Below are 25,352 nucleotides of genomic sequence, written 5' to 3' on the forward strand. Positions count from 1 at the left end.
ATGGAACGGCAGCTGGAGGCTTACTGCACGCATTTGCACAGTGAGCGCCAGGTGTCGCCGCATACCCTGCAGGCTTACCGACGCGACCTGAACAAGGTTCTGGCGTTCTGCCAGAAGCAGTCTTTGGCCAGCTGGGCCGATCTCGATATCCAGCACCTGCGCAGCTTCGTTGCCCGTCAGCACCAGCAAGGCCAGTCTTCGCGCAGCCTGGCCCGATTGCTGTCGGCGGTGCGTGGCCTGTACCAGTACCTCAATCGCGAAGGCCTCTGCCAGCACGACCCGGCCAACGGCCTGTCGCCGCCCAAGGGCGAGCGGCGCCTGCCCAAGACCCTGGACACCGACCGTACCGCGCAACTGTTCGAGGGCGCCGTAGAGGACGACTTTCTGGCGCGTCGCGACCAGGCCATCATGGAGCTGTTCTACTCGTCGGGACTGCGCCTGTCGGAACTGACCGGCCTGGATATCGATCAACTGGACCTGAACGACGGTCTGGTGCAAGTGCTGGGCAAGGGCAGCAAGACCCGCGTGTTGCCGGTGGGCAGCAAGGCCCGCCTGGCCTTGCAGGAATGGCTCAAGCTGCGCGGGCAGGCCAACCCGCAGGACAACGCGGTGTTTGTCGGCATGCAAGGCCGGCGCCTCGGCCCGCGGGCCATTCAGGTACGCCTGAAGGCTGCTGGCGAGCGCGAGCTGGGCCAGAACCTGCATCCACACATGCTGCGCCATTCTTTCGCCAGCCACTTGCTGGAATCGTCTCAGGACCTGCGCGCGGTGCAGGAACTGCTCGGGCATGCCGACATCAGCACCACGCAGATCTACACTCATCTGGATTTCCAGCATTTGGCCAGCGTGTACGACAGCGCTCATCCCCGGGCCAGGCGCAAAGACAGCGGCCATGATTAAACAGGTAACGCCCCATGATTAAGCTGATCACCTTCGACCTCGACGACACGCTGTGGGACAACGCACCGGCCATTCTTGGCGCCGAAACCCTGCTGCGCGACTGGCTGACCGAGCACGCGCCGCGCCTGGGGCCTGTTCCCGTGGAGCATCTGTGGGCCATCCGCACCCGGCTGATCAGTGAAGAACCGGGCCTCAAGCACCGCATCAGCAGCCTGCGCCGTCGCGTGCTGTTCCATGCCCTGGAGGATGCCGGCTACGATGGCGATGAGGCCCAGGACCTGGCCGACCGCAGCTTCGAGGCTTTTCTGCATGGGCGCCATCAGGTGCAAGTGTTCCCGGAGGTTCTGCCGACCCTGGAGATTCTCGCCAAGACCTACACGCTGGGGGTGATCACCAACGGCAATGCCGATGTGCGCCGCCTGGGCCTGGCCGACTATTTCAACTTCGCCCTGTGCGCCGAAGACCTGGGTATCGGCAAGCCCGACCCCACGCCCTTTCTTGAAGCCTTGAGCCGTGCCCGTTGCGAGCCCGCCCATGCGGTGCATATCGGCGATCATCCCGAAGATGACATCGCCGGGGCCCAGCGCGCCGGTCTGCGGGCCATCTGGTACAACCCGCAGGGCAAGGTCTGGGACGCCGACAACCGGCCTGACGCCGAGATCCATAACCTGTCGCAATTGCCCGAGGTGCTGGCCCGCTGGGCCTGATCGGCACACCGGCGCGCTGCCAGATCGCAGCCCGGATCGCAGCCAGAAAAAAGCCCGCAACAGCGGGCTTTTTCCTACACGTTCATGCAACCGTCAGATAGGACGGCTGCCGTACTTGTTGTCAGGCTTCTTGGGCGGATCGGCGACCACGTTGGCCTCCACTTCCTGTACCCGGCCGCCACGAGAGAGGAACTCTTCCATGGCGCGAGCCAGCGCATCGCGATCCTTTTGCTTGGCCTCGATACTGGGCAACTCATCAACCGAGACAGCGGCCTTGGACTTGCCCTTGGCAGGCGTTACCGCCGCTTCACCGTCATCGGAATCAGGGGCGTCATCTTCCGGAGCTGCACTAAGCTCCTCGCCCTCTTCTTCGCCTTCCAGATCGTCTACCAGATCATCGTTATCGTTGTCGTCGTCGCTCATGTTCAACCTCATGACTTGCGAAAGCAGAATTAGTTATAGCTCAGCCGCTCTGAAAATCGAGCCGCTTCAAGACACAGCAGCCGCTGAAACCAGCGGTTAATCCCATTCACCCTGAAGGGTGGCCAGGAGGCGGCGAGCACCCCCATGATCCCGATGCTCGCCGAGATAGACACCTTGCCATGTACCCAGCGCCAGACGACCGGCCGAGACCGGCAAAACCACCTGGCAGCCCAGCAGACTGGCCTTGAAGTGCGCCGGCAAGTCATCGGGACCTTCGTCGTTGTGTTCATGTCCGGCCACGCCCTGGGGCACCAGCCGGTTGAAAAAACGCTCGAAATCACGACGTACCGCCGGGTCGGCATTCTCGTTGACCGTCAACGAAGCCGAGGTGTGTTGCAGCCACAGGTGCAGCAACCCGATACGACAACCGGACAGCTCGGGCAGGCCTGTCACTATCTCATCGGTGACCAGATGAAACCCGCGGGGCCTGGCCCGCAGGGTTATTCCGGATTGCTGCCACATGGCGTTCTCCGCACGTTCGGCGCGCATTCTAACGCGCCTGAGAAAAAAGCAAAGCACCCGATAAAGCGCCTTTGTCCTGCGTCATGCCAGAGGCCGATGCAACGGCCGCCAGCACGCTATCAAACGAGTGCTATCACTCGCCGATGGTTATTCAATGACAGCGCAAATCTTGAGTTGATCCCTGAAAAACAGGCAAAAAAATGCCCGGAGAACCGGGCACTTTTTTTCGAAGCGCTTACAGGTTGTAGCCACGCTCGTTGTGTTGCGCCAGGTCCAGGCCAACGGCCTCTTCCTCTTCGTTGACGCGCAGGCCGATGACCACATCCAGAACTTTCAGGATGATGTAGGTCACGATGGCGGTGTACACAACGGTGAACGCCACGCCCTTGAACTGTACCCAGACCTGAGTACCGATGTCGGTCACGGTGCCGAAGCCGCCCAGAGCAGGGGCTGCGAAGACGCCAGTCAGGATTGCACCGACGATACCGCCGACGCCGTGTACGCCGAAGGCATCCAGCGAGTCGTCATAGCCCAGCTTGCGCTTGAGGCTGGTGGCGCAGAAGAAGCAGACCACGCCCGATACCAGACCGATGACCAGCGCGCCCATCGGGCCTGCTGTACCGGCAGCCGGAGTGATGGCAACCAGGCCGGCAACCACACCCGAGGCGATGCCCAGTGCGCTTGGTTTGCCGTGGGTCAGCCACTCGGCGAACATCCAGCCCAGCGCAGCAGCGGCGGTTGCGATCTGGGTGACCAGCATCGCCATGCCGGCGGTGCCGTTGGCGGCCGCAGCAGAACCTGCGTTGAAGCCGAACCAGCCGATCCAGAGCATGGCCGCGCCGATCAGGGTGTAACCCAGGTTGTGCGGGGCCATCGGGGTGGTCGGGTAGCCTTTACGCTTGCCCAGCACCAGGCACGCCACCAGGCCTGCAACACCTGCGTTGATGTGCACCACGGTGCCGCCCGCGAAGTCCAGTACGCCCCAGTCCCACAGCAGGCCGCCGACACCGCCCCAGACCATGTGGGCAATCGGTGCGTAGACCAGGGTGAACCAGATGGCCATGAAGATCAGCATGGCGGAGAATTTCATGCGCTCGGCGAACGCACCGACGATCAGCGCCGGCGTAATGATCGCGAAGGTCATCTGGAAGGTGATGAACACAGCTTCCGGGAACAGTGCCGCAGCACCGGTCAGGCTCGAAGGTGTAACACCTGCCAGGAAGGCTTTCTGGAAGCCGCCGACGAAGGAGCTGAAGTTGACCACGCCCTCTTCCATGCCGGTGGCATCGAACGCCAGGCTGTAGCCGTAAACCACCCACAGGATGCTGATCAGGCCGGTGATTGCAAAGCATTGCATCATCACCGACAGGATGTTCTTGGAGCGGACCATGCCGCCGTAGAACAGCGCCAGGCCAGGAATAGTCATGAATAGAACCAGTGCGGTGGCCGTCAACATCCATGCAGTATCGCCGGAGTTCAGCACAGGTTCTGCAGCAGGTTCAGCCGCCAGGGCCAGACCAGGTAAAGCGAGGGACAACAGGGCTCCTAGCCCTGCGAATTGACGCAGAGTCATATTGTTTCTCCTGGGGCGTTGGGTTTGACGGCTTAGATAGCGTCGGTATCGGTTTCGCCGGTACGGATGCGGATAGCCTGTTCCAGATTGACTACGAAAATCTTGCCATCGCCGATCTTGCCGGTGTTGGCAGCCTTGGTGATTGCTTCGATGACCCGATCCAGATCCTTGTCATCGATGGCGACGTCAATCTTCACTTTAGGAAGAAAGTCGACTACGTATTCAGCACCGCGATACAGCTCAGTGTGACCCTTCTGACGCCCGAAGCCTTTGACTTCCGTGACAGTGATGCCCTGCACGCCGATCTCGGACAACGATTCGCGCACGTCATCCAACTTGAACGGCTTGATGATTGCAGTGACTAGTTTCATGAAACTTTCTCCCGAATTGGTGGACTTGCCCCAGGAAAACAAACCCGTCTCAAGTCTAAGCGCAGTGTCTGGCTTTGTAACGTATCGCGCGCCTCATTCAGACGCCGACCGAGTTCAGATAACTGTATCTGGCGAAATACTTTCCTGCTCCGCCTGCCGCACTGCCTTCGTCACAGCGACTGCATCAGTGCATGGGTCACAAGGGTCTAAGCAGAAAGCTTGCCAGCTCGGTAATTTTCATTGAAATCAAGCCATTGCTCGGCGCCTGCGGCATTCAGGCCGAATTCGGGCGCGCGGGACGCACAATAACAGTGCATGCGTGCACGCCTGCATGCGCGATAAGTGTGCGTGAAACCAGAGAAAAAACGCACCGTGCTACACTGCCGCGCATCAGATACCGGGAAACCATCATGCTTGCCCCCAAAGCCCTCCTCGATGCCCTGAGCGATCACGCCTCGCGCCTGTTCAGCGGCGATACCCCGCTGCCACGCGGTGAGTTCGAAGCACAATTCAAGATTTTGCTGCAAAGCGCCTTCAGCAAGCTCGATCTGGTCAGTCGTGAAGAGTTCGACAGCCAGATGGCCGTGCTCGCCCGCACGCGCGCTCGTCTGGAAGCGCTGGAAGCAAAAGTCGCCGCGTTGGAAAATAGCCATCCTTCCGGCTTGCAGGACTAAGCCCGGCGTCCCCCAACGACAGGGCATTTTGTTTATCGATAATGGGTATTGTGCCAGGACCCCTGCAATTGGAGGTCTTTTACCTGACATTTTCGTCTAAAATGCCCGGCTGAATCGTTCAGGTCACACCGCATCTGCCTTTTTGGGCAGACAGGTCGCTGCCGGGCCAGCCCGGTCCGGCACTGTGATATCCACCGATTTGTGATCCGACTGATGGGTGTGAGTAAAAAGGCTTGCCCCTGGCGCCACGACGCCAGACGAGCCTGAGCACAAAAGTGTCATCGAAGTCGCTGAAGCCAACAACTAATAAGAGATCAGCACGGGAGGGACATAATAATGAGGTCGATCTTTTTCGATCTGGTGAGTCGCCTCTCCAGCCTTACTGAAGAGCAGCCCTGGAAAACGCGGTAGTCAATGCCCGTCTCCAGGCCGGTCGCAGTCAAGAATGGCAGGAGGGATGGCGTTAATCCTAGGAATTACAACATGCTTAATAAAGTGAACAAGGCCTTGCTGGGCTTGGCGCTGACAGTGGGTTTCATGCCTGTCCATGCCGCTGAAGCCAAAAAAGTTGATGTACTGCTTATCGGCGGCGGCATCATGAGTTCAACCCTGGGTGTCTGGCTCAACGAGCTGGAGCCAAGCTGGTCGATCGAAATGGTCGAGCGTCTGGACGCTGTGGCCGAAGAGAGCTCCAACGGCTGGAACAACGCCGGTACCGGTCACTCGGCCCTCGCCGAACTGAACTACACCCCGGAAGGCAAAGACGGCAAGATCGACATCTCCAAGGCGATCGAGATCAACGAGTCGTTCCAGATCTCCCGTCAGTTCTGGGCCTGGCAGGTCAAGAACGGCGTGCTCAAAGACCCGCGTTCGTTCATCAACTACACACCGCACATGAGCTTCGTGTGGGGCGACGAGAACATTCAGTTCCTGCAAAAACGCTATGAGGCGCTCAAGGCCAGCCCTCTGTTCAGCGGCATGCAGTACTCCGAAGACCCGGCGCAGATCAAACAGTGGGTTCCACTGATGATGGACGGCCGTGATCCGAAGCAGAAGATCGCCGCCACCTGGAGCCCTATCGGCACCGACATGAACTTCGGCGAGATCACCCGCCAGTTCGTCGGCCATCTCAAGACCAAAGAGCAGTTCGACCTCAAGCTGTCCAGCGAAGTCGAAGAGATCAAGCGCAACGCCGACGGCGGCTGGCGCGTGACCTACAAGAACCTCAAGGACGGCACCGAAACCTCCACCGACGCCAAGTTCGTGTTCATCGGCGCTGGCGGCGGTGCCCTGCACCTGCTGCAAGCCTCGGGCATTCCTGAAGCCAAGGAATACGCAGGCTTCCCGGTGGGTGGTTCTTTCCTGGTGACCGATAACCCGGCGATTGCCGATGCTCACCTGGCCAAGGCCTACGGCAAGGCTTCGGTTGGCGCGCCACCGATGTCGGTTCCGCACCTGGACACCCGCGTGCTCGACGGCAAGCGCGTCATTCTGTTTGGCCCGTTCGCGACCTTCTCGACCAAGTTCCTGAAGAACGGTTCGTACTTCGACCTGCTGACCAGCACCAACACACACAACGTGTGGCCAATGACCCGTGTCGGCGTGCGTGAATACCCGCTGATCGAATACCTCGCCGGTCAAGTCATGCTGGACGACGACGATCGTCTGGAAGCCCTGCGCGAGTACTTCCCGAACGCCAAGAAAGAAGACTGGCGTCTGTGGCAAGCCGGCCAGCGCGTGCAGATCATCAAGCGTGACGAAGACAAGGGCGGCGTGCTGAAACTGGGCACCGAGATCGTTGCTTCCAAGGACGGCAGCATCGCCGGCCTGCTGGGCGCATCCCCAGGCGCTTCGACCGCTGCACCGATCATGCTGAGCGTTCTGGAAAAGGTCTTCAAAGACAAGGTTGCCACGCCAGCCTGGCAGGAAAAGCTGCACCAGATCGTGCCTAGCTACGGCACCAAGCTGAACGACAGCCCTGAAGCTGTCGCCAAAGAGTGGGCCTACACCGCCGAGATCCTGCAACTGCCAACGCCGCCAGCCGTCAACGGCTCGGCTGCTCCAGCAGTCGCACCGGCAGCTCCGGCGACTCCGGCCAAGCCACGTGAGAGCAATGCAGCGACCGATATGGCGCTGTAAGCAGTCGCGGTAGCTACAAGACCGAACCCCGCCAGGCACTGCCTGGCGGGGTTTTCTTTTGCTGCTGACTTTACAAGGGCCACCTCACGTCATTCCACAACTTGCGAAATAACAGCCTGGTGGATCAAGCCTTCGCGCTGCGACCCGGATAGCCCGCCAAAAAACAGTCAAAAAAGTCCGCTATTAACGAATGGCTTATAAAGAAATTTAACCATTTAAAAGTTATAGGATTTTTCGTTGGAGCAGCCGTAAAAAAACCGCCACAAAGTGCAGCGCCCCTAGCCTTTCGTACAACATCAGGTGGTCCTGCATGGCCCGCCGTTCGGCGCGTAGAGGGCTGGCCGAGTAGTCCGGGACACGGTGTAAAAATAATCTTTATCGCGGCTCAATTAGTTGTACGACAACAATTCAAAAGCCATGTTACTATCCCGCCCGCAGCGGACGTTATTCGCTGCACAAGTGATAAGGACGTCCGCTCGAGAACGCGCAGTCATGTGTGCGTTAAAAAAACTCAAGTTAATCAAGGATCTGATTATTCATGACTAAACCTTCAATTTTTACTGCCAACAAACTGGCGAGTGCTGTAGTTGCTTCTTTGCTGTTCGCAAGCTTTGGTGCACAGGCCGATATCGCACTGGATGTCGCTACAACCGGCTGGGCCACCCAGAACGGCGGTACCAAAGGTGGCTCCAAAGCCGCTGCAAATAATATCTACACCGTTAAAAACGCTGCCGAGTTGAAAACAGCGCTGAAAGCGTCTGTCGGCACTAACGGGCGCATCATCAAGATCAGCGGCGTCATTGATGTCAGCGAAGGCAAGGCTTACACCAAGACCGCCGACATGAAGGCCCGCGGTCGCCTGGACATTCCTGGCAAGACCACCATTGTGGGCATCACCAGCAATGCCGAAATTCGCGAAGGTTTCTTTTACGCCAAAGAAAACGACGTGATCATCCGCAATCTCACCATCGAAAACCCGTGGGACCCTGAGCCGATCTGGGACGCGAACGATGGCAGCGCGGGCAACTGGAACTCCGAGTACGACGGCCTGACCATCGAGGGCGCCAACAACGTGTGGGTCGACCATGTCACCTTCACCGATGGCCGTCGCACCGATGACCAGAACGGCACCGCCAATGGCCGTCCCAAGCAGCATCACGACGGTGCGCTGGACGTCAAGAATGGCGCCAACTACGTCACCATCTCGTACACGGCATTCAAGTCCCACGAGAAGAACAACCTTATCGGCTCCAGCGACAGCCGTACCACCGATGACGGCAAGCTGAAGGTCACGATCCACAACTCGCTGTTCGAAAATATTTCTGCCCGTGCCCCGCGCGTGCGCTTCGGCCAGGTGCATCTGTACAACAACTATCATGTGGGCAGCGCCAGCCACAGCGTTTATCCGTTCAGCTACGCCCACGGCGTTGGCAAGAGCTCGAAGATTTTCTCCGAGAAGAACGCCTTCGAAATCTCGGGCATCAGCGGTTGCACCAAGATCGCTGGCGATTACGGTGGAAGCGTTTACCGCGACTCGGGCTCGACGCTCAATGGCACTGCACTGACCTGCACCTGGAGTTCGAGCATCGGCTGGACCCCGCCGTACAGCTACACCCCGCTCAATGCCGACAAAGTGAAAGCTGACGTCACCGCCAAGGCCGGCGCCGGCAAGATCTGATTCAGCGCTGTCATCGTCGTAAAGAAAGCCTTCGGTGACGAAGGCTTTTTTGTCGGTCATTGCACCAGTTGGTTGATCTCGATGATCGGCAGCAGCACCGCCATGACGATCACCAGCACCACCGCGCCCATCACCACGATCATCAACGGCTCAAGCAAGGCGGTCATGCCCATGGCCCGTCGCTCGATATCGCGAGACAGGGTTTGCGCCGCACGCTCCAGCATCGGCGGCAGTGCGCCGGTTTTCTCGCCACTGGCGATCAGGTGAATCAGCACCGGCGGGAAGACGTTTTCCACCCGCAATGCTGTCGCCAGTCCCACGCCCTCACGCACCTTGGCGGTGGCCTCGCTGACACTCAGGCTCAGGCGCTCGTTGGCCAGTGTCTGGCGCGCCGCCTCCAGAGCGCGCAACAACGGCACTCCGGCACCGCCGAGAATGGCCAGGGTCGAGGCAAAGCGGGCGGTGTTCAGGCCCAGTACAAAGCGGCCAATCAACGGCAGTCGCAGCACCCGATGGTGCCAGCTCAGGCGCGCGGCCGGGTTGCGCAGGTACAGGCGCCAGCCCCAGAACGCACTGCTGAGCACCAGTGCGCACAGCCAGCCCCAACTGCGAATGAAATCGCTGGCGGCCAGCATGGCCAGGGTCAGGCCGGGCAGGTCCTGGCGGGCCTGGGAAAAGGCACTGACCACTTGCGGCACCACATAGCTGAGCAGAAAAATCACGATGCCGATCGACACCAGGCCGACCACGCCCGGATAGATGAACGCGGTGAGAATCTTGCTGCGCAGGTTGTTGCGCTCCTCGATGTAGTCGGCCAGGCGCTCCATGACCTGCGCCAGATCGCCGGACTCTTCGCCGGCGGCAATCAGCGCACGGTAAATCTCCGGGAAATCCGCAGGCCGGGCCGCCAGGGATTCGGCCAGGCGCATGCCGCTGCGGACATCGGCACGCACCGCGCTGAGGGTCTGGGCGATGTGCTTGCGTTCGGCCTGTTCCAGCGTGGCGCTCAAGGCGGCTTCGAGCGGAAAGCCAGCTGCGAGCAGGCTCGCCAGTTGACGGGTTGTCCAGGCCAGATCGTTGTCCGACAGCCGCGCACTGAACAGCCCGCCGGCGCTGTTGCGGGCCGCGGTGTTTTCTTTGTGCACCGACAGCGCCGTCAGGCCACGGCTGCGCAAGATGCCGAACGCTGCGCTTTGGCTGTCGGCTTCCAGGTGCCCGGACTCGACCTTGCCGCTGGCGTCGGCGGCTTCAAAACGATAGCGATTCATCAGGCGTCCCGTGTCACGCGAAGGATTTCTTCCGGTGCCGTGGCACCGCTGCGGATCCAGCGCTCGCCGTCCTCACGCAGGCTGAACATGCCGGCTTTCTGCGCCGCCGCCCGCAAAGCCTGTTCGCCGGCGCCTTGATGGATCAGGGTGCGAATATCGTCGTCGATGCAGAACAACTCATGAATACCGGTACGGCCGCTGTAGCCGGTGTGATTGCACTGCGCGCAACCGGTCGGGCGCCAGGTGCCCGGTGCCGTCGGGTCGGGCTGCTTGCAGTGCTCGCACAGGCGCCGCACCAGGCGCTGTGCGAGTACGCCAAGCATCGAAGAGGCCAGCAGAAAGGGCTCGACGCCCATGTCGATCAAGCGGTTGACCGCCGAGACAGCGTCGTTGGTGTGCAGCGTGGCCAGGACCAGGTGGCCGGTGAGCGAGGCCTGCACGGCGATCTGCGCGGTTTCCAGATCGCGGATTTCACCGATCATGATGATGTCCGGGTCTTGGCGCAGAATCGCCCGCAGTGCCAGGGCAAAGGTCATATCGATCTTTGCGTTGACCTGAATCTGGCTGATGCCCGGCAGGTCGTACTCCACCGGATCTTCGACGGTGATGATGTTGCTGATACTCGCGTCCAGCCGCGCCAGCGCCGCATACAGGCTGGTGGTCTTGCCGCTGCCGGTGGGCCCGGTGACCAGCACGATGCCGTGCGGCTGGCGGATCAACTGATCGAGCCTGGCCAGCACCTGCGTGTCCATGCCCAGTGTTTCGAGGTGCAGGCGCCCGGCCTGTTTGTCGAGCAGGCGCATCACCACCCGTTCGCCGTGGCCGGTGGGCACGGTCGAGACCCGAATGTCGATGGGCCGTCCGGCGACGCGCAAGGCAATGCGCCCGTCCTGTGGCAGGCGCTTTTCGGCAATGTCGAGCTGCGCCATGATCTTGATCCGCGACACCAGCGCGCCGTGCAATGCCTTGCGCGGCGAGACTACTTCACGCAGGGTGCCGTCGACGCGATAGCGCACCACCGAATGGGTTTCGAACGGCTCGATGTGCACATCGCTCGCCTGATCACGCGCTGCCTGGGTGAGCAGGGCGTTGATCATGCGGATCACTGGCGCGCCGTCTTGCGTATCGAGCAGGTCGGTGACTTCCGGCATGTCCTGCATCAGCCGGTCCAGATCCACTTCGTTCTCTGCGGCGCCGACCACCGCCGCTGCGCTGCCGGTGTCGGCGTAAGCACTGGCGAGCAGGCCATCGAGTTCGTCATCGCGCACCCGCTCCAGCCGCGCCGGGCCAAACTGGCGGCGCACCTCGCTGATTGACCAGCCCGGCGTCGACGGGCACACGATCAGCACCGGGCCTTGCGAGTCTTCGCGCAATAAAATGCGCTGAGCCTTGGCCCAGGCATAGGGCAGGGCGCTCATCGCGGTGCGCCCGTTCGTACCGCCGGCACCCCTTGGGCGGCGTTGGGTAGTTGCGGCGCCTGCATGTCGGGCATTGCCCAGCTGCGCTCCGGTTGCAAGCCGCCCTGGGCCCGGCGCATGAAGTCGTAGCGGTTAAGGGTAATGCTGCGTCCTGCGGCGCTGTCGCGAATGATGTACGGGCGCAGGAACACCATCAGGTTGGTTTTGCTGGTCGAGCGGCGCTCATTGCGAAACAGCGCGCCGATGCCAGGCAGGTTGCCCAGCAAGGGCACCGCCTCGTTGCTCTGGCTGTAGCCGTCCTGAAGCAAGCCGCCAAGCACCATGATCTGGCCATCGTCGAGGAGGATGCTGGTGTCGATCGCGCGCTTGTTGGTGACAATGCCCGCCGAGGTGGACGCGGCAGAGGCGCGCTCGTCGATGCTGCTGACTTCCTGATAGATGTCGAGCTTGACCGTACCGCCCTCGGAAATCTGCGGGCGGACGTTGAGCTTCAAACCGACCTCTTCTCGGGTCACGGTCTGGAACGGGTTGTTGCTGGTGCCACCGCCACCGGTCACGTAGCTGCCGTTGACGAACGGGATGGTCTGGCCGACGAAAATGCTCGCCGCTTCGTTGTCGAGGGTCAGCAGGTTTGGCGTCGACAAGACGTTGCTGCCGCCCTTGCTCTTCAAGGCCCGCGCCAGCACTTTGAGGTCGAGAATCCTGCCGATGCCGGGGATATCGACCGTGCCGTTGACATAGCCCAGGTTAAGCCCTTGTGGCAGCACGTCGACACTGGTCTGGCCATTGAGGTTGAGCCCCGAGCCGCCCAGGTTGGCGCCGCCGATCACCCCGTTACCGCTGAGGTTGCCGGTCTGCCATTGCACGCCGAACTCGTTGGCATCGTCCTCGCCGACTTCGACGATCAGGCTTTCGATCACCACTTGCGCGCGGCGCTGGTCGAGCAGGTCGATGACCTCGCGCAGGTTGCGGTACACCGGTTCCGGTGCAGCAATCAACAGCGTGTTGGTGGTGGCGTCGGCCTGAATGGTCACGCCGCCGGCGCTGAAGGCCACGTTCTGGTCGGTTTGCTGCGCGCTGCCCTGGCTGTATGAGGCGCCAGCGGCCTGGCCGCTGATGCCGCTGCTGCTTGAGCTGCCGGTCGAGGATTGCGTGCTGCTGCCGGATGAGCTTTGGCTTTGTCCGTTCTGGCTGTTGCTGCCCATCGCGCCCAGCAGCGCCCGCGAATTGTCAGTGGCGCCGCTGTCGCTCTCGCCGGTGAGCAACCCGCGCAGGGCCTGCGCCAGTTTGCCGGCCTGGGCGTTGCGCAGGTAGACCACATGCAGGTTGCTTGGATTGCTCTGGGCGTTGTCGAGTTTGTAGATCAGGTTGCGCGCCAGATGGGTGCGCTCCGGGCTGCCGGAACGCAGGATGATGGTGTTGGAGCGCGCGTCGCCGATCACGGCGATTTTCTGCGTCGGATCGGCGCCTGGCACGTCGAGCAACTCTGCGACCAGCGGTGCGATATCGACGGCGATGCCGTTCTGGATCTGCACCACATCGGTGTCGATGGCGTTCGGGGTGTCGATGTCGTCGATCAACTGCGCCACACGGGTCAGGTTCTCGGCGTAATCGGTCACCACCACCGTGTTGTTGCCTGGGTAAGCATTGATCGGATTGTTCGGCGACACCATCGGGCGCAGCACCGGGATCAGGTTCACCGCGTTCTCGTAGCGCAGGCGAAACGTGCGGGTAATCATGCCGTCGCCTGCCGGTTTGTCGGCGCTGTAGATCGGCCCGCCGAGCAGCTTGGCGTCCGCTTCCGGCACCACCTGCGCGACACCGCCGACATCCACCACGCTGAAACCCTGCATGCGCAGCGCCGCCAGAAGCATGGTGTAAGCCTGGCTGGCCGGCACCTGGCCTTCGGAGACCAGCGTCAGGGTGCCCTTGACGCGCGGGTCGACCATGAACTGCTGGCCGGTTGCGCGGGACATCGCCCGCACCACGGCTTGAATATCGGCCTCGACGAAGTTCAGGGTCACCGGTTGATCGCCCAGCGGGTTGCGCGGCAAGGTCGTGCTGCGTGTCGCTGCGGCGCTGCGCCCGCGCTCCGTGATGTTATGCAACTGCCTTGGTGCAGGTTTGGCCTGTGCCTGCGCACGTTCACGATCAAGCACCGCATCGCCGCTGTGCTGAGTGTTGGTCAACGGCCGACCCAGCTCGCTGTCGACCAGCAAGGGCGGTGGGTTGGGCGGGGTGTGATTACTGCACGCGCTCAATGCCAGCAACAGCATCGGCAGTATCATGCGTCCTGCATTGGATCCTGACCCCTTCATTAAGCTTCCTTAGCGACCTGCGCCTGATCCATGCGAACGGTGCCAGACAGCGTGCCGGCGGTGTTATCGGTGGTGTTGTCGGGAGTGTCCCGGGTGCTGCGCTGCAAGCGTGCTTCGATCACGTGCAAAGAAAATTGCTGCTGGCCACGCAGCAGCCAGTCCAGCGCCGCGTCGGCCGGGGCGTCGTCGAAGGTCAGCTGCCAGGCGCCGCTTTGCAGGGCGCTCAACTGGTAGCGTCCGGCCAGGCCGTTGGCGTCCAGTGTCTGCTTGAGTACCTGCTCAAGATCAAGCCCCTGCGCCGGCACGTTTACATCCCGCAGCAAAACGTCCAGCGCCTCGCTCTGGGCTTGCAGCCTGGGTGTTTCGAGTCGCCAGTAATCGAGCTTTTTCAGCGGTGGCTGAATCAATAGTCCCCACAACAACAGCCCCAGTAGCAGCAGCGCACCTGCGGCCACCGTGCGCTGCTCCCTGAGGGAAAGGTCGCTCCAGGCCTGCTGCATGCGGGTAAGCCCTGCACGCCAGCGGGTCCGGTATGAGGCCAGCAGCGGGTTACTCATCGTCGTTCTCCGTGCGGCTATCACTGTCGTCTGCTGTCGGTATGGCGGCCGCGCTCAGCGTCCAGACACTGCCGTTGCGCGTCGCACTCAGGCCGGCCTGACCCAGTGCCGCCAACAAGGCATCGTCAACGGCGACCTGCGCAGTTTCCGGCACCAGTTCCAGGTGTAATTGCCCATCGGTGAACGTCAGTTGCCGGACACTGCCGGCCATGGACGGCAGGTTATGCCCGGCCTGCTGCAGCAGATGGCTGAACCCTTGAGCAGGCATGTCCGGCGTGCCGCTTTGCCGCGCGGCCAGTTGCTGGCGGGTTTGCTGCAAGGGGTTGAGGATGACCGGCAACTGCGGGAATGCCTGCTTGACCCGCTGGCTCATCTGCGCCTTGATCTGCTGGCCCTGCGCGGCCTCGCGGGCGGCGTACAGATTCAGGCCCGTCACCCACACGCCGATCGCCAGCGCACAACAGCCCAGCGCCTTGCCCCAGCCCTGGCGGCGGCCCTCGGTCCGGCTGACGGTGCCGTGCAGCCCCCACGCCGGCGTGCGTCCCGTCCAGTGTTGATTCACGGCCTGAGGATCAGGTACGCCATCTGCGGTGCGTTCACCGACCCAGTGCAGCGCGCGGCCACTGGCTTGTAACTGCTTCAGGTGATCGTCCACCATCGGCTCCACCGCACCCTGGTCAAGGCTTGCACGCAACACCAGGTGCTGATCGTCCAGGCAAGCGCTGAGATGACCCTCAGGCGGCAACGCCAACCGGTAGGGCGCAGGAAAAAGGCCGCCCGGTTTCAGTCGGCTCTGGGCCAGCACCAGGTTCAGGCGCTGCAGTTCTGCCTTCGGCAACCAGCTGATCTGCACCTGGCCGTCGGGACTTCGGCGGCTATGGGCGATATGCATGTGCTGGCTGGCGCCCAGCGTCAGTGACTGCACGGCGCAGTCCACCGCAGCGCTGACCCGCGCCGGTGTCAGCGGCGGCAGCGCAAGGCTGGTCAGCACACTGTCGGCAGGGTGCAAGAAGTACTCGACCACCGTGTGCCTGGCGTCCAGCCCCAGTTGCACCAGGGTGCTGTTGCCGGACTCCAGCACGCGCAAGGTGGCATCGAGCCGCGCAAACTCAAGCGCGCTGTCGGGCGTCAGATCACGTAAAGGCGCCAAGGCAATGCGCAAGCGGCTCATGCGCCTTGCCTCGACCAGATCACCCTGGGCATGGCGTTCTGAACACGATGCAGCAAAGCCACCAGAGAGGTACGGCGTCGGTCCTGACGTGCCTGGCCATGAAACAGAAACCACTCACTGGAAATGCCGACGTTGAGGCCATCGACAGTCACGTGAGGCATTTGCAGGCGGTTGACGAAGTCGCCGCGGTTGATGAACCACTGGCCGCGGTCGCGCTCATGTACCAGCGCCGTTGCCTGTGCGAGCGAAAGCCCCGGTACCACGGCCGCCAGCACCTCGGCACTGGCGGTATTGCCGTTGACCCAGGTATTGGCCGGAATGATGCTGACGTACCGGCCCAGGCGGGCGAGCAACACCTCATCGATGCCTGAAATGCCCCGCAGATCGTTCAGGTGGCTAAGCATGGGCTGGCTTGCCGGCAAGGGCTGACGCGCGTCATCCGGAAAATACGCATAAGAAGCGATCATCCGCGCACTGATGCGCGCGGCCAGGCCGGCGTCGATGCCGATCATTTCGCACAGCCGCTCGAAACTGCGTAACTGCCCGCGATCAACCCGCTCGTTGCTCAACACGTTACGCAGGTTGAATTTGCCTTGCTGGTCTTCCAGGTGTCCTTCAAACAGGTGCCCTTCAAAACCACCGTTGAGCCGAGGAGGGTGGATGGGCTGATTCCACGGTTGGTCGAGGCGAGTCAATGCGTCGCGCTGGCTGGAAACCCACAGCAGCCGGCGGCCCGCTTCCAGTCCGCCCAGAAGTGCCTGATTGCCTTGTGCCCTGGATTGCTCGGCCTCAAGCGCGCGCGTGAACACGCCTTGCCGGGCGAGCATGCTGGTGGCGATCACCGCCACCACGGTGACGATCAGCAAGGCACTGATAATCGCCATGCCGCGCTGATCGGTCATGGACGGCCAATGATGTTTCATGGCGGCGCCTAGAGTTGCCAGGAACCGATATCGGCGTTCGCGCCCTCACCGTCGGGCTGCCCGTCTGCACCGAGGGAGAAGATATCGACTTCACCATTGGCGCCTGGGTTGAGGTATTGATAAGGACGACCCCAAGGGTCATTTGGCAGGCGTTCCAGATAAGAGCGCCAATGAGTGTTCTTTGCGCCCGAGGGCCGTTCGACCAGCACCTTGAGGCCTTGATTCATGCTCGGGTAAGTACCGTTATCGAGGCGGTAGAGTTTCAGGGCCTGCATCAGGCCTGCAACATCCTGTTTGGCGGCTGTGGCCCGGGCCTGATCAGGGCGATCAAGCACTTTGGGCACCACGACGGCGGCGAGGATGCCAAGGATGACAACCACCACCATGATCTCGATCAGAGTAAAGCCACGCTGGCGGCGACGGACGCCAGACAAAGAGGTGACGCGCGCGAAATCCATTTCAATCTTCCCTGATTTCTTACAATTCGGCACGCAGTGTAACAAAACTAATGTTGTTGGCTAATTCAAAATAGAGGGTCTTAAAAGTGCCTCTTTCACTGCTATTCTGCGCCTCGGTTTTTGCAACTAAGAGTTACCCATGGAGCGGTTGCGCAAGGAGCGAGGCTTTACGCTTATCGAAGTTCTGGTCGCCTTGGCGATCATCGCTGTAGCGATGGCGGCGGCCGTGCGCGTGGCCGGTTTGATGACCCAGAGCAACGCGCTGCTGCGTGACCGCTCGATTGCCCTGCTGGCCGCCCAGAGTCGAATTGCCGAGCTGCGCCTGGAAAACAGGCTGCCGGAAGGATTCAGGACTTTGCAGTGCAATCAGGGGCGCTTGCACCTGCGTTGCGAGCAGAACATTGAGGCCAGCGCCGACGGCCAGTTGCTGCACGTCAGCGTGCGGGTGCTGGACAACGACCGCGAGTCGCCGCCCCTGGCCCGCCTTGAAACGCTGCTCAATCAGCCGTTGGAGATGCCACGATGAACCGCCTCAGGGGCGGATCAGCCGAGGCAGTTCAGGCGCCTGCGGTAACGTGCTGATGTTGAAACGGGACCGCTCCGTGCCGCGTTCGATGACCACGGTATCGGCTTCGATGGCCACCAGGCGCACGCCCTGGCTCAAACGCTCGCCGACCAGAAAGCTGCGCGGCGGGCCGTCATTGAGCGAAAGGATCGCCACCGAGCCGCGCAGGCCGGCCATGACCCCGGAGACTTTGATATCCACCGCCACCGGCTGGCTCGAAAACCACTGCAACGCCGGGTTATCGGAACGAGCGGCCGCCGCTGTATGTTCCGTCGCGGGCGTGCGCGACTGTGCCGGGGTCAGAAATACCGAAGACCAGACCAGCACGCCCGCCAGCGCAGCCAGCAGTGCGGCCCACTGCACCACGTGGGCGGCAGATAAACGAAAGGCGAATGCCACAGGTAAACCTCCTTGTTTTCCGGCCTGGCAGTTTGCAGAACCCGGGCCGGTTGTTAATCCTGGCCGAATGTTAGCCAGCGTCGCAACCCTTGTAAAAACGAAGGACCGTTAAAGCATGGACAAGGACAGACAACGGGGCTTTACGCTGATCGAATTGATGGTCGTGCTGGTGATCGTCGGCATTCTCAGCGCCGCAATCAGCCTGAGCATCAAACCCGCTCCTGAAAAGCGCCTGCGCCAGGATGCACAACGGCTTGCCCAGTTGCTGCAAATGGCCCAGGCCGAGGCGCGTGCCGATGGCCGGCCGATCACCTGGCTGGCCGACAACCAGGGGTTTCACTTCAGCCGTCTGGATGAATCAGGCACCGGCATTGACCGTTTCACCGCCGACTCGCAACTGCACCCGCGCAGTTGGGATTCACCGGCGGTGAAGGTACGCACACAGCCTGCGCAGCGGTTGGTGCTCAACGCCGAATGGATCACCTCGCCCTGGCAGATCATGCTCGCAAGCGGTCAGAACCGGCTCAGCATCCAGCGTACGGCCACCGGACACATACAGGTGGTCAACCAGCCATGAATACCCGGCAAACCGGCTTTACCCTGCTGGAGGTCATGATTGCGATCATGTTGATGGCGATCGTCAGCCTGATTGCCTGGCGCGGCCTGGACAGCGTCACCCGGGCCGACAGCCATTTGCAGGACAGCATGGAACAAACCGAAGCCATCCTGCGCACGTTCAATCAGCTGGAGCGCGACCTGTCGTCTCAAGCCAGCAGTGCGTTGCGCGAACCCAACCTCAGCGATCAGCCCGACGAACCTGGTTCCGCGCCGGCGGCGATCAGTGTGCGCAGCACGGACAATCAGGTGTTCGAGCTGGACGTGATCCGCCATGCCGCCGCACCGGAGACCGGCCTGCTGCGGGTGCGTTGGTGGCTCAAGGGACAAACCCTGTACCGCGCCGCCGCAGCGCCGCGCAATCGCTACCCGTTGCCCGCACCACAAAAGGGTGTGGCGGTGCTTTCGCCTGTCAACGATCTGCAAATACGGGTCTGGGACCCGGACAAGGGCTGGCGCCAGCTCAGTGGCAATCGACAAAAAGACCCGGCAGGGCTGGAGATTCGAATAACGCGCATGACGGGGCAGGGCGAGGAGCATTACCGGCAGGTGCTGGGGCCGTTCAGGTAAGGCTGAGTGCAGATACATTTTGTACAAACGCTGACACTTGGTATTCATTGATTCGCCTGCACACCTTGTAAATACCGCACGATCATCGCCCGCGTATTTCAAGGAAGAACCCCATGTCTCTCGCCATCGTCCACAGCCGCGCTCAGGTGGGCGTACAAGCGCCCGCTGTTACGGTCGAGGCTCATCTGGCCAACGGCCTGCCGGCCCTGACGTTGGTGGGCCTGCCCGAAGGCGCGGTCAGGGAGAGCAAGGACCGGGTGCGTAGCGCGATTATCAACTCGGGTTTCAAATTTCCCGACCGGCGCATCACGCTGAATCTGGCCCCGGCCGATCTGCCCAAGGACGGCGGGCGGTTCGATCTGGCCATTGCGCTGGGCCTGCTCGGTGCCAACGGGCAGATTCCGCTGGCCGCCTTGCAAGACATCGAATGCCTGGGCGAGCTCGCGCTGTCTGGCGCGTTGCGGCCGGTGCAGGGCGTGTTGCCGGCGGCACTGGCGGCCCGCGAGGCGCAGCGTACGCTGATCGTGCCGGCAGCGAATGCCGAGGAAGCCTGTCTGGCGGCCGGTTTGACGGTGATCGCCGCTCACCATTTGCGCGAGCTGGTTGCGCACTTCAATGGCCAGACGCCGATGACGCCCTATCGCGCCAATGGCTTGCTGGCTCAGGTCCAGCCCTATCCCGACCTGAGCGAAGTGCAAGGCCAGCTCGCCGCCAAGCGGGCGCTGATCATTGCGGCGGCGGGGGCACATAATCTGCTTTTCAGTGGCCCGCCAGGCACCGGCAAGACGTTGCTCGCCAGCCGCCTGCCCGGCCTGTTGCCACCGCTGGATGAGCATGAAGCCCTGGAAGTGGCGGCGATTCAGTCGGTGGCCAGCCAGGTACCGCTGATGCATTGGCCGCAACGACCGTTTCGCCAGCCACACCATTCTGCTTCGGGACCGGCATTGGTGGGCGGTGGCAGCCGCCCGCAACCGGGCGAAATCACCTTGGCCCACCACGGTGTTTTGTTTCTGGATGAGTTACCGGAGTTCGACCGGCGCGTGCTGGAGGTGCTACGTGAACCCATGGAATCCGGACATATCGTGATTGCCCGTGCGCGCGACCGCGTACGTTTCCCGGCACGCTTTCAACTGGTGGCCGCCATGAACCCGTGCCCATGCGGCTATCTGGGCGAGCCCAGCGGACGCTGCCGTTGTTCCACCGACCAGATCCAGCGCTACCGCAACAAACTGTCCGGCCCGTTGCTGGACCGCATCGACCTGCATCTGACCGTGGCCCGCGAAGCCACCTCGCTCATGCCTTGCGCCACGACTGGAGAAACCACCGCCAGTGCCGCCGCCAAAGTGGCCGAAGCCCGCGAGCGCCAGCAACGGCGCCAGGGTTGCGCCAACGCCATACTCGACCTGCCGGGCCTGCGCGCCCACTGCCAGTTATCCACAGCCGACGAGCAATGGCTGGAAACGGCCTGCGAACGCCTGACCCTGTCGCTGCGCGCGGCCCACCGATTATTGAAAGTGGCGCGTACGCTGGCCGATCTGGAAGGCAAGGACGCGATCGAACGCAGTCATATCGCAGAGGCATTGCAGTACCGGCCGGCGAGTCAGTGATCGACCATCAGAAGTCCTCCGGGCGATTGCGCACAAGCCGCACTCGCCTGTCGCTATTGGCCTGCAGTTCATCGGTTGCAAACCTTGGGTCGTCCTGCAGGGCCTGGAATACCCGATCAGAAACGCCGACGGTGAACAACGTGAGCATAAAGTCACGCAAAGAGACGCCATCGGCCTTGCCGGCCTCGATGTGGCGCACCGTACGCAGGGATATGCCCGCCCTCTGGGCCAGATCGACTTGCCTCAAGGCCATGCGCAGGCGCGCCTGCTTGACCAGCAGGCCGACTCTGTAAAGCATGGTCGAGCTCTGGACTGGAAAGTAGTCCTTCATAAGCGATCACCCTGGAATACCTTATGCGGTTTAAGGCAGCATACAGTGATACTTTATGACGAGATACCTTGGCGCTCAGACAAGAAAAAGCCCCGCCAGCGCAAGCGCGGGCGGGGCTTTTTGACCCTCAGCCGTTTAGCCGCGAGGCTTGCGGTTGGTGATCAGGGTACCCACGCCGCTGTCGGTGAAGATTTCCAGCAGCACCGCGTTCGGTACGCGGCCGTCGATGATGTGCGAGCTGTGCACGCCACCCTGCACCGCTTCCAGTGCGCAACGGATCTTCGGCAGCATGCCGCCGTAGATGGTGCCGTCGGCGATCAGGCCGTCGACCTGCTCGGTGGTCAGGCCGGTCAGCACGTGACCCTGCTTGTCCATCAGGCCTGCGATGTTGGTCAGCAGCATCAGCTTCTCGGCCTTGAGGGCCTCGGCGACCTTGCCGGCGACCAGGTCAGCGTTGATGTTGTACGACTCGCCGTCAGGGCCGACACCGATGGGCGCGATCACCGGAATGAAGTCGCCCTTGACCAGCATGTTCAGCAGGTCGGTATTGACCCCGACCACTTCGCCGACGTGACCGATGTCGATGATCTCGGGCTTGGTCATTTCCGGGGTCTGGCGGGTGACGGTGAGCTTTTTCGCACGAATCAGCTCGGCGTCCTTGCCGGTCAGGCCGATGGCGCTGCCGCCATGGCGGTTGATCAGGTTGACGATGTCTTTGTTGACCTGGCCGCCGAGGACCATTTCGACCACGTCCATGGTCTGCGCGTCGGTGACGCGCATGCCATCGATGAAGTGGCTTTCGATGGACAGGCGCTTGAGCAGATCACCGATCTGCGGGCCGCCGCCGTGAACCACCACCGGGTTGATGCCGACCGCTTTCATCAGCACGATGTCGCGGGCGAAGCCGGTTTTCAGCTCTTCGCTCTCCATGGCGTTGCCGCCGTACTTGATGACCAGCGTCTTGCCGACGAAGCGGCGGATATAAGGCAGTGCTTCGGACAATACCTTGGCGACGTTGGTGGCGGCATCACGATCGAGGGTCATTCGGGGCTCCAGTCAAAGATCAAAACAATCAGAACGGCAGTTCGAGGTCCGGCGCAACTTTCTTGAGCTCGGTATGGAAGACGCTCTGGATGCGCTGCAATTCAGCTTCGGTTTCAGCTTCGAAACGCAGCACCAGCACAGGGGTCGTGTTGGAGGCACGCACCAGGCCCCAGCCCTGCGGATAATCAACCCGCACGCCATCGATACTGGTCAGCTTCGCATCGCCCCATTGAGCGTCCTTTTCCAGGGCCTCAATGATGCTGAACTTGGTGACATCGGTCACCTTGATATTGATTTCCGGCGTCGAAATATCTTCAGGGAAGGAGGCAAACAGCGTTTCGGCGTTTTCGGTCTTCTGGCTGAGGATTTCCAGCAGGCGGGCGGCGCTGTAGATGCCGTCGTCGAAACCGAACCAGCGCTCCTTGAAGAAGATGTGCCCGCTCATTTCGCCGGCCAGCAGGGCGCCGCTCTTTTTCATCTGTTTCTTGATCAGCGAGTGACCGGTCTTCCACATCACCGGGCGGCCGCCATGTTCGCTGATCAGCGGGGTCAGGCGACGGGTGCATTTGACGTCGAAAATGATGTCGGCGCCCGGATTGCGTTCCAGCACGTCCAGGGCAAACAGCATCAGCAGGCGGTCGGGATAGACCACGTTGCCTTCGTTGGTCACCACGCCCACGCGGTCACCGTCACCGTCGAAAGCCAGGCCCAGGTCGGCACCGGTTTCCTTGACCTTGGCGATCAGGTCCTGAAGGTTTTCCAGCTTGCCCGGATCCGGGTGGTGATTGGGGAAGTTGCCGTCGACTTCGGCGAACAGCGAAATCACTTCGCAGCCCAGCGCTTCGATCAGTTGCGGAGCGATCACGCCAGCCGCGCCGTTGCCGCAGTCGACCACGACCTTGAGCTTGCGGGCCAGGGCGATGTCGTTCTTGATGTAATTGAAGTAGCTGTCGAGGATCTCGACCTTGGTAACGCTGCCCGGCTGGGTCGGCAGGTCATTGCTGCGGATGCGTTGCAGCAGGACCTGAATCTGCTCGTTGGCGAGGGTGTCGCCGGCGATCACGATCTTGAAGCCGTTGTAGTCCTTGGGGTTGTGGCTACCGGTCAGCATCACGCCGGTCTTGCCGGCCAGTACGTTGGCGGCGTAGTACAGCGCAGGCGTTGGCACCAGGCCGACATCGCTGACGTGGCAGCCGCTGTCGACCAGGCCCTGGATCAGTTGCTGCGACAGCTCGGGGCCGGACAGGCGACCGTCACGGCCGACGCTGACGTTGGGTTCGTTCTCGGACAGGCTCTGGGCGCCGATGGCGCGGCCGATCCAGTAGGCGGTTTCAGCGTGAAGGGTATCGCCGACCACGCCGCGAATGTCATAGGCGCGGAAAATGGTGTCGGGTAGCTGGGGTGCCACGGATGCTGGGCTGTTCATGGGGATGGAGAGCTCCGATCTCAGGAAATTCTGGTTGTCGTCGAGAATGTCGATATCGAGAATATCGGTATCCTGGAACAGCGGATCGCGCAGCTCAACGTCGGGGACGGTGGGTGGCGATACTGCAACGCTGTCTTCAGTGATGCCGGGTGCGGGGTGATTCCTGTCGCTGCTTGCCGTGCCGGAAGCGCCAGCGTGAGGGCCGCGCAGCGAAAAACGGGCCAGGGCCTGGGCCAGACCTTCGAGGGCCGGAAGGCTCAAACCGAAGGCTTTGACGGTTTTTCCGCCCGAGAGTTCTTGCAGCAACTGATCGAGCTGGTGTGCATCGGCACTGATTCGCCGCTGCAAGGCACGTTCATTCAGGTAAAGGCCAAGGACAATGCCGCCCAGCGCAAGCAGCGCGGCCAGCCCCAGCAGCAACCAGGGCGGTGAGCTTTGCAAGGCGGCGCCCGGTGTAAACGTCAGCTGCCAGCCAGGGTAGCCGATGCTGAACTTCACCGCCTGCGCGCCGCTGTCATTGCCACGTTGCACAAAGACCTGTTCGGGGCCGTTGCCGAACTGCTGGCTGAGCACCACCCGGCCGGTATCGTCGGGTATGGCCGGCATGGCGTTGAGCAGGCGCTGCACATCGAAGGCCAGCAACAGCGTGCCGCTGGCGGGCTGGCTGGCATCGCTGCGCAGGGCGGCGGCGCTATAGATCACCCAGCGTTCGCCGACCTTGCGCGCTTCAGGCGCCGGTGCCTGGCCCTGAACCGCTTTGTTAAGCATGTCCAGCGTGGAAAAGCTGACCGGCACAGGGCCCTGGCTATCCGTGTCGGCCAGGCCTTTGGGGCTGATCCGCGCACCGATGACGCCGTCCCAATAGCGAAGCGACTCCTGGGCGGTCTTGAGCGCTTGCGCGTCGCCACCTTGCACAAGCTGGACAAGGGCCGGGTTGCTGGCCGCTACGCGGGTATCGGCGTCGATCTGGCGCAGTGCCAGATTGACGGCGGCGGCCTGGCTGTTACCCCAGGCTTGTACCTGTTGTTGGTACTGCTGCGGGTTGCCGAACAGGCCGATGCCGACCAGCAGGACGGCAGCGGCAAGGCCGATCAGCGCCGGGATCAGGCCGGGCAGCAGGACGTGCAGGCCTGCCGGGGCAGTCTGCGGGCTATCTGCTGCTGAAAGTTTCGCTGTGCTGATCACCCGACTGCTCTCCGTTCATCCGTCCTGAAGCCGGGCATTGCTGCCGGTAATGATCAATGACTGCCCGAGTGACCAAACCCGCCAGCGCCGCGTTCGGTCTGCTGGAATTCGTCGACCAGCTCGAAATGCGCCTGCACCACCGGCACCAGCACCAGTTGGGCGATGCGCTCGCCGATGGCGATGGTGAACGGCGTCTGGCCGCGGTTCCAGCACGAGACCATTAGTTCGCCCTGGTAATCGGAGTCGATCAGGCCGACCAGGTTACCCAGCACGATGCCGTGTTTGTGGCCCAGGCCCGAGCGCGGCAGGATCATGGCCGCAAGGCCCGGGTCCTGGATGTAGATCGACAGGCCGGTAGGAATCAACAGGGTCTGGCCCGGTTCAAGGACCGTGTCCTGCTGCAGCATGGCGCGCAGGTCGAGACCTGCCGAGCCGCCGGTGGCGTAAGCCGGGAGAGGGAAGTCGCTGCCAATGCGAGGGTCGAGGATCTTGGCTTGTAGAGCGTGCATT

Annotated in this window: 25 protein-coding genes; 9 read left to right on the plus strand and 16 right to left on the minus strand. The window is 62.0% G+C overall.

The window, feature by feature from the left end; all coding sequences use genetic code 11:
• Entirely contained in the window at positions 1–900 is a 900-nt protein-coding gene (xerC, locus tag ACYAS9_RS15130) for a tyrosine recombinase XerC (RefSeq protein ID WP_463569119.1), read from the plus strand.
• A gap of 14 nt (positions 901–914) precedes the next feature.
• On the plus strand, positions 915–1,607 hold the full coding sequence (locus ACYAS9_RS15135; RefSeq protein ID WP_463569120.1) for an HAD family hydrolase: 693 nt from the start codon (positions 915–917) through the stop codon (positions 1,605–1,607).
• 93 nt (positions 1,608–1,700) lie between these two features.
• On the opposite strand, the gene sutA is transcribed toward ACYAS9_RS15135, so the two are convergent.
• From sutA to glnK, 4 genes are all read right to left on the minus strand, one after another.
• Positions 1,701–2,030, minus strand: a complete 330-nt coding sequence (sutA, locus tag ACYAS9_RS15140) for a transcriptional regulator SutA (RefSeq protein ID WP_463569121.1) — start codon at positions 2,028–2,030, stop codon at positions 1,701–1,703.
• A gap of 96 nt (positions 2,031–2,126) precedes the next feature.
• The gene (locus ACYAS9_RS15145) at positions 2,127–2,552 is read right to left on the minus strand and encodes a secondary thiamine-phosphate synthase enzyme YjbQ (protein WP_463569147.1); all 426 of its coding nucleotides are present in this window, start codon (positions 2,550–2,552) and stop codon (positions 2,127–2,129) included.
• A gap of 235 nt (positions 2,553–2,787) precedes the next feature.
• Positions 2,788–4,125, minus strand: a complete 1,338-nt coding sequence (locus ACYAS9_RS15150) for an ammonium transporter (protein WP_463569122.1) — start codon at positions 4,123–4,125, stop codon at positions 2,788–2,790.
• A gap of 32 nt (positions 4,126–4,157) precedes the next feature.
• Positions 4,158–4,496: a P-II family nitrogen regulator gene (gene glnK, locus ACYAS9_RS15155; protein WP_002555808.1), complete on the minus strand. Its 339-nt coding sequence runs from the start codon at positions 4,494–4,496 to the stop codon at positions 4,158–4,160.
• A gap of 410 nt (positions 4,497–4,906) precedes the next feature.
• On the opposite strand from glnK, the gene ACYAS9_RS15160 reads away from it, so the two are divergent.
• The 3 genes from ACYAS9_RS15160 (at position 4,907) to ACYAS9_RS15170 (ending at position 8,987) form a co-directional block, all read left to right on the plus strand.
• Positions 4,907–5,170: an accessory factor UbiK family protein gene (locus tag ACYAS9_RS15160; protein ID WP_463569123.1), complete on the plus strand. Its 264-nt coding sequence runs from the start codon at positions 4,907–4,909 to the stop codon at positions 5,168–5,170.
• Between the two features lie 483 nt (positions 5,171–5,653).
• A complete protein-coding gene (gene mqo, locus ACYAS9_RS15165) occupies positions 5,654–7,309 on the plus strand; it encodes a malate dehydrogenase (quinone) (protein WP_463569124.1) in 1,656 nt (551 codons plus the stop codon).
• 538 nt (positions 7,310–7,847) lie between these two features.
• On the plus strand, positions 7,848–8,987 hold the full coding sequence (locus ACYAS9_RS15170) for a pectate lyase family protein (RefSeq protein ID WP_463569125.1): 1,140 nt from the start codon (positions 7,848–7,850) through the stop codon (positions 8,985–8,987).
• Between the two features lie 56 nt (positions 8,988–9,043).
• Here the strand turns inward: ACYAS9_RS15170 and gspF are convergent, their stop codons facing one another.
• Genes gspF through gspG form a run of 7 tightly spaced genes read right to left on the minus strand, consistent with a single transcriptional unit; the run spans position 9,044 to position 17,100 of the window.
• Positions 9,044–10,255, minus strand: coding sequence for a type II secretion system inner membrane protein GspF (gspF, locus tag ACYAS9_RS15175; RefSeq protein WP_463569126.1), 1,212 nt, complete (start codon positions 10,253–10,255; stop codon positions 9,044–9,046).
• Positions 10,255–11,673 (minus strand): type II secretion system ATPase GspE, encoded by a 1,419-nt coding sequence (gene gspE / locus ACYAS9_RS15180; RefSeq protein ID WP_463569127.1) that lies wholly within the window; start codon positions 11,671–11,673, stop codon positions 10,255–10,257. Before gspE ends, gspF begins: the two co-directional genes overlap by 1 nt.
• Complete coding sequence (gspD, locus tag ACYAS9_RS15185; protein ID WP_463569128.1) at positions 11,670–13,991, minus strand: type II secretion system secretin GspD; 2,322 nt, start codon at positions 13,989–13,991, stop codon at positions 11,670–11,672. Before gspD ends, gspE begins: the two co-directional genes overlap by 4 nt.
• Complete coding sequence (gene gspM / locus ACYAS9_RS15190) at positions 13,991–14,548, minus strand: type II secretion system protein GspM (protein ID WP_463569129.1); 558 nt, start codon at positions 14,546–14,548, stop codon at positions 13,991–13,993. The genes gspD and gspM overlap by 1 nt, the downstream gene beginning before the upstream one ends.
• Entirely contained in the window at positions 14,541–15,719 is a 1,179-nt protein-coding gene (gene gspL, locus ACYAS9_RS15195; protein ID WP_463569130.1) for a type II secretion system protein GspL, read from the minus strand. Before gspL ends, gspM begins: the two co-directional genes overlap by 8 nt.
• The gene (gene gspK, locus ACYAS9_RS15200; RefSeq protein WP_463569131.1) at positions 15,716–16,642 is read right to left on the minus strand and encodes a type II secretion system minor pseudopilin GspK; all 927 of its coding nucleotides are present in this window, start codon (positions 16,640–16,642) and stop codon (positions 15,716–15,718) included. The genes gspL and gspK overlap by 4 nt, the downstream gene beginning before the upstream one ends.
• 8 nt (positions 16,643–16,650) lie before the next feature.
• Positions 16,651–17,100: a type II secretion system major pseudopilin GspG gene (gspG, locus tag ACYAS9_RS15205; RefSeq protein WP_463569132.1), complete on the minus strand. Its 450-nt coding sequence runs from the start codon at positions 17,098–17,100 to the stop codon at positions 16,651–16,653.
• Between the two features lie 139 nt (positions 17,101–17,239).
• Here gspG and gspI point away from each other — a divergent pair, with 139 nt between their 5' ends.
• Complete coding sequence (gspI, locus tag ACYAS9_RS15210) at positions 17,240–17,626, plus strand: type II secretion system minor pseudopilin GspI (RefSeq protein ID WP_463569133.1); 387 nt, start codon at positions 17,240–17,242, stop codon at positions 17,624–17,626.
• Positions 17,627–17,632: 6 nt separating this feature from the next.
• On the opposite strand, the gene ACYAS9_RS15215 is transcribed toward gspI, so the two are convergent.
• A complete protein-coding gene (locus tag ACYAS9_RS15215) occupies positions 17,633–18,064 on the minus strand; it encodes a type II secretion system protein N (protein WP_463569134.1) in 432 nt (143 codons plus the stop codon).
• A 115-nt stretch (positions 18,065–18,179) separates the two neighbouring features.
• Here ACYAS9_RS15215 and gspH point away from each other — a divergent pair, with 115 nt between their 5' ends.
• The 3 genes from gspH (at position 18,180) to ACYAS9_RS15230 (ending at position 20,856) form a co-directional block, all read left to right on the plus strand.
• Entirely contained in the window at positions 18,180–18,641 is a 462-nt protein-coding gene (gspH, locus tag ACYAS9_RS15220; RefSeq protein ID WP_463569135.1) for a type II secretion system minor pseudopilin GspH, read from the plus strand.
• The gene (locus tag ACYAS9_RS15225; RefSeq protein ID WP_463569136.1) at positions 18,638–19,249 is read left to right on the plus strand and encodes a PulJ/GspJ family protein; all 612 of its coding nucleotides are present in this window, start codon (positions 18,638–18,640) and stop codon (positions 19,247–19,249) included. The genes gspH and ACYAS9_RS15225 overlap by 4 nt, the downstream gene beginning before the upstream one ends.
• 113 nt (positions 19,250–19,362) lie before the next feature.
• Positions 19,363–20,856, plus strand: coding sequence for a YifB family Mg chelatase-like AAA ATPase (locus ACYAS9_RS15230; RefSeq protein WP_463569137.1), 1,494 nt, complete (start codon positions 19,363–19,365; stop codon positions 20,854–20,856).
• A gap of 7 nt (positions 20,857–20,863) precedes the next feature.
• On the opposite strand, the gene ACYAS9_RS15235 is transcribed toward ACYAS9_RS15230, so the two are convergent.
• The 4 genes from ACYAS9_RS15235 to dut form a co-directional block, all read right to left on the minus strand.
• On the minus strand, positions 20,864–21,187 hold the full coding sequence (locus ACYAS9_RS15235) for a helix-turn-helix transcriptional regulator (protein WP_463569138.1): 324 nt from the start codon (positions 21,185–21,187) through the stop codon (positions 20,864–20,866).
• 135 nt (positions 21,188–21,322) lie between these two features.
• The gene (gene argB, locus ACYAS9_RS15240; RefSeq protein ID WP_459746238.1) at positions 21,323–22,231 is read right to left on the minus strand and encodes an acetylglutamate kinase; all 909 of its coding nucleotides are present in this window, start codon (positions 22,229–22,231) and stop codon (positions 21,323–21,325) included.
• A 28-nt stretch (positions 22,232–22,259) separates the two neighbouring features.
• Entirely contained in the window at positions 22,260–24,842 is a 2,583-nt protein-coding gene (locus ACYAS9_RS15245) for a phosphomannomutase/phosphoglucomutase (protein ID WP_463569139.1), read from the minus strand.
• A 53-nt stretch (positions 24,843–24,895) separates the two neighbouring features.
• Complete coding sequence (dut, locus tag ACYAS9_RS15250; protein ID WP_459746236.1) at positions 24,896–25,351, minus strand: dUTP diphosphatase; 456 nt, start codon at positions 25,349–25,351, stop codon at positions 24,896–24,898.
• Between the last annotated feature and the right edge of the window lies 1 nt (position 25,352).

This window comes from Pseudomonas sp. HP_08, assembly GCF_055284095.1.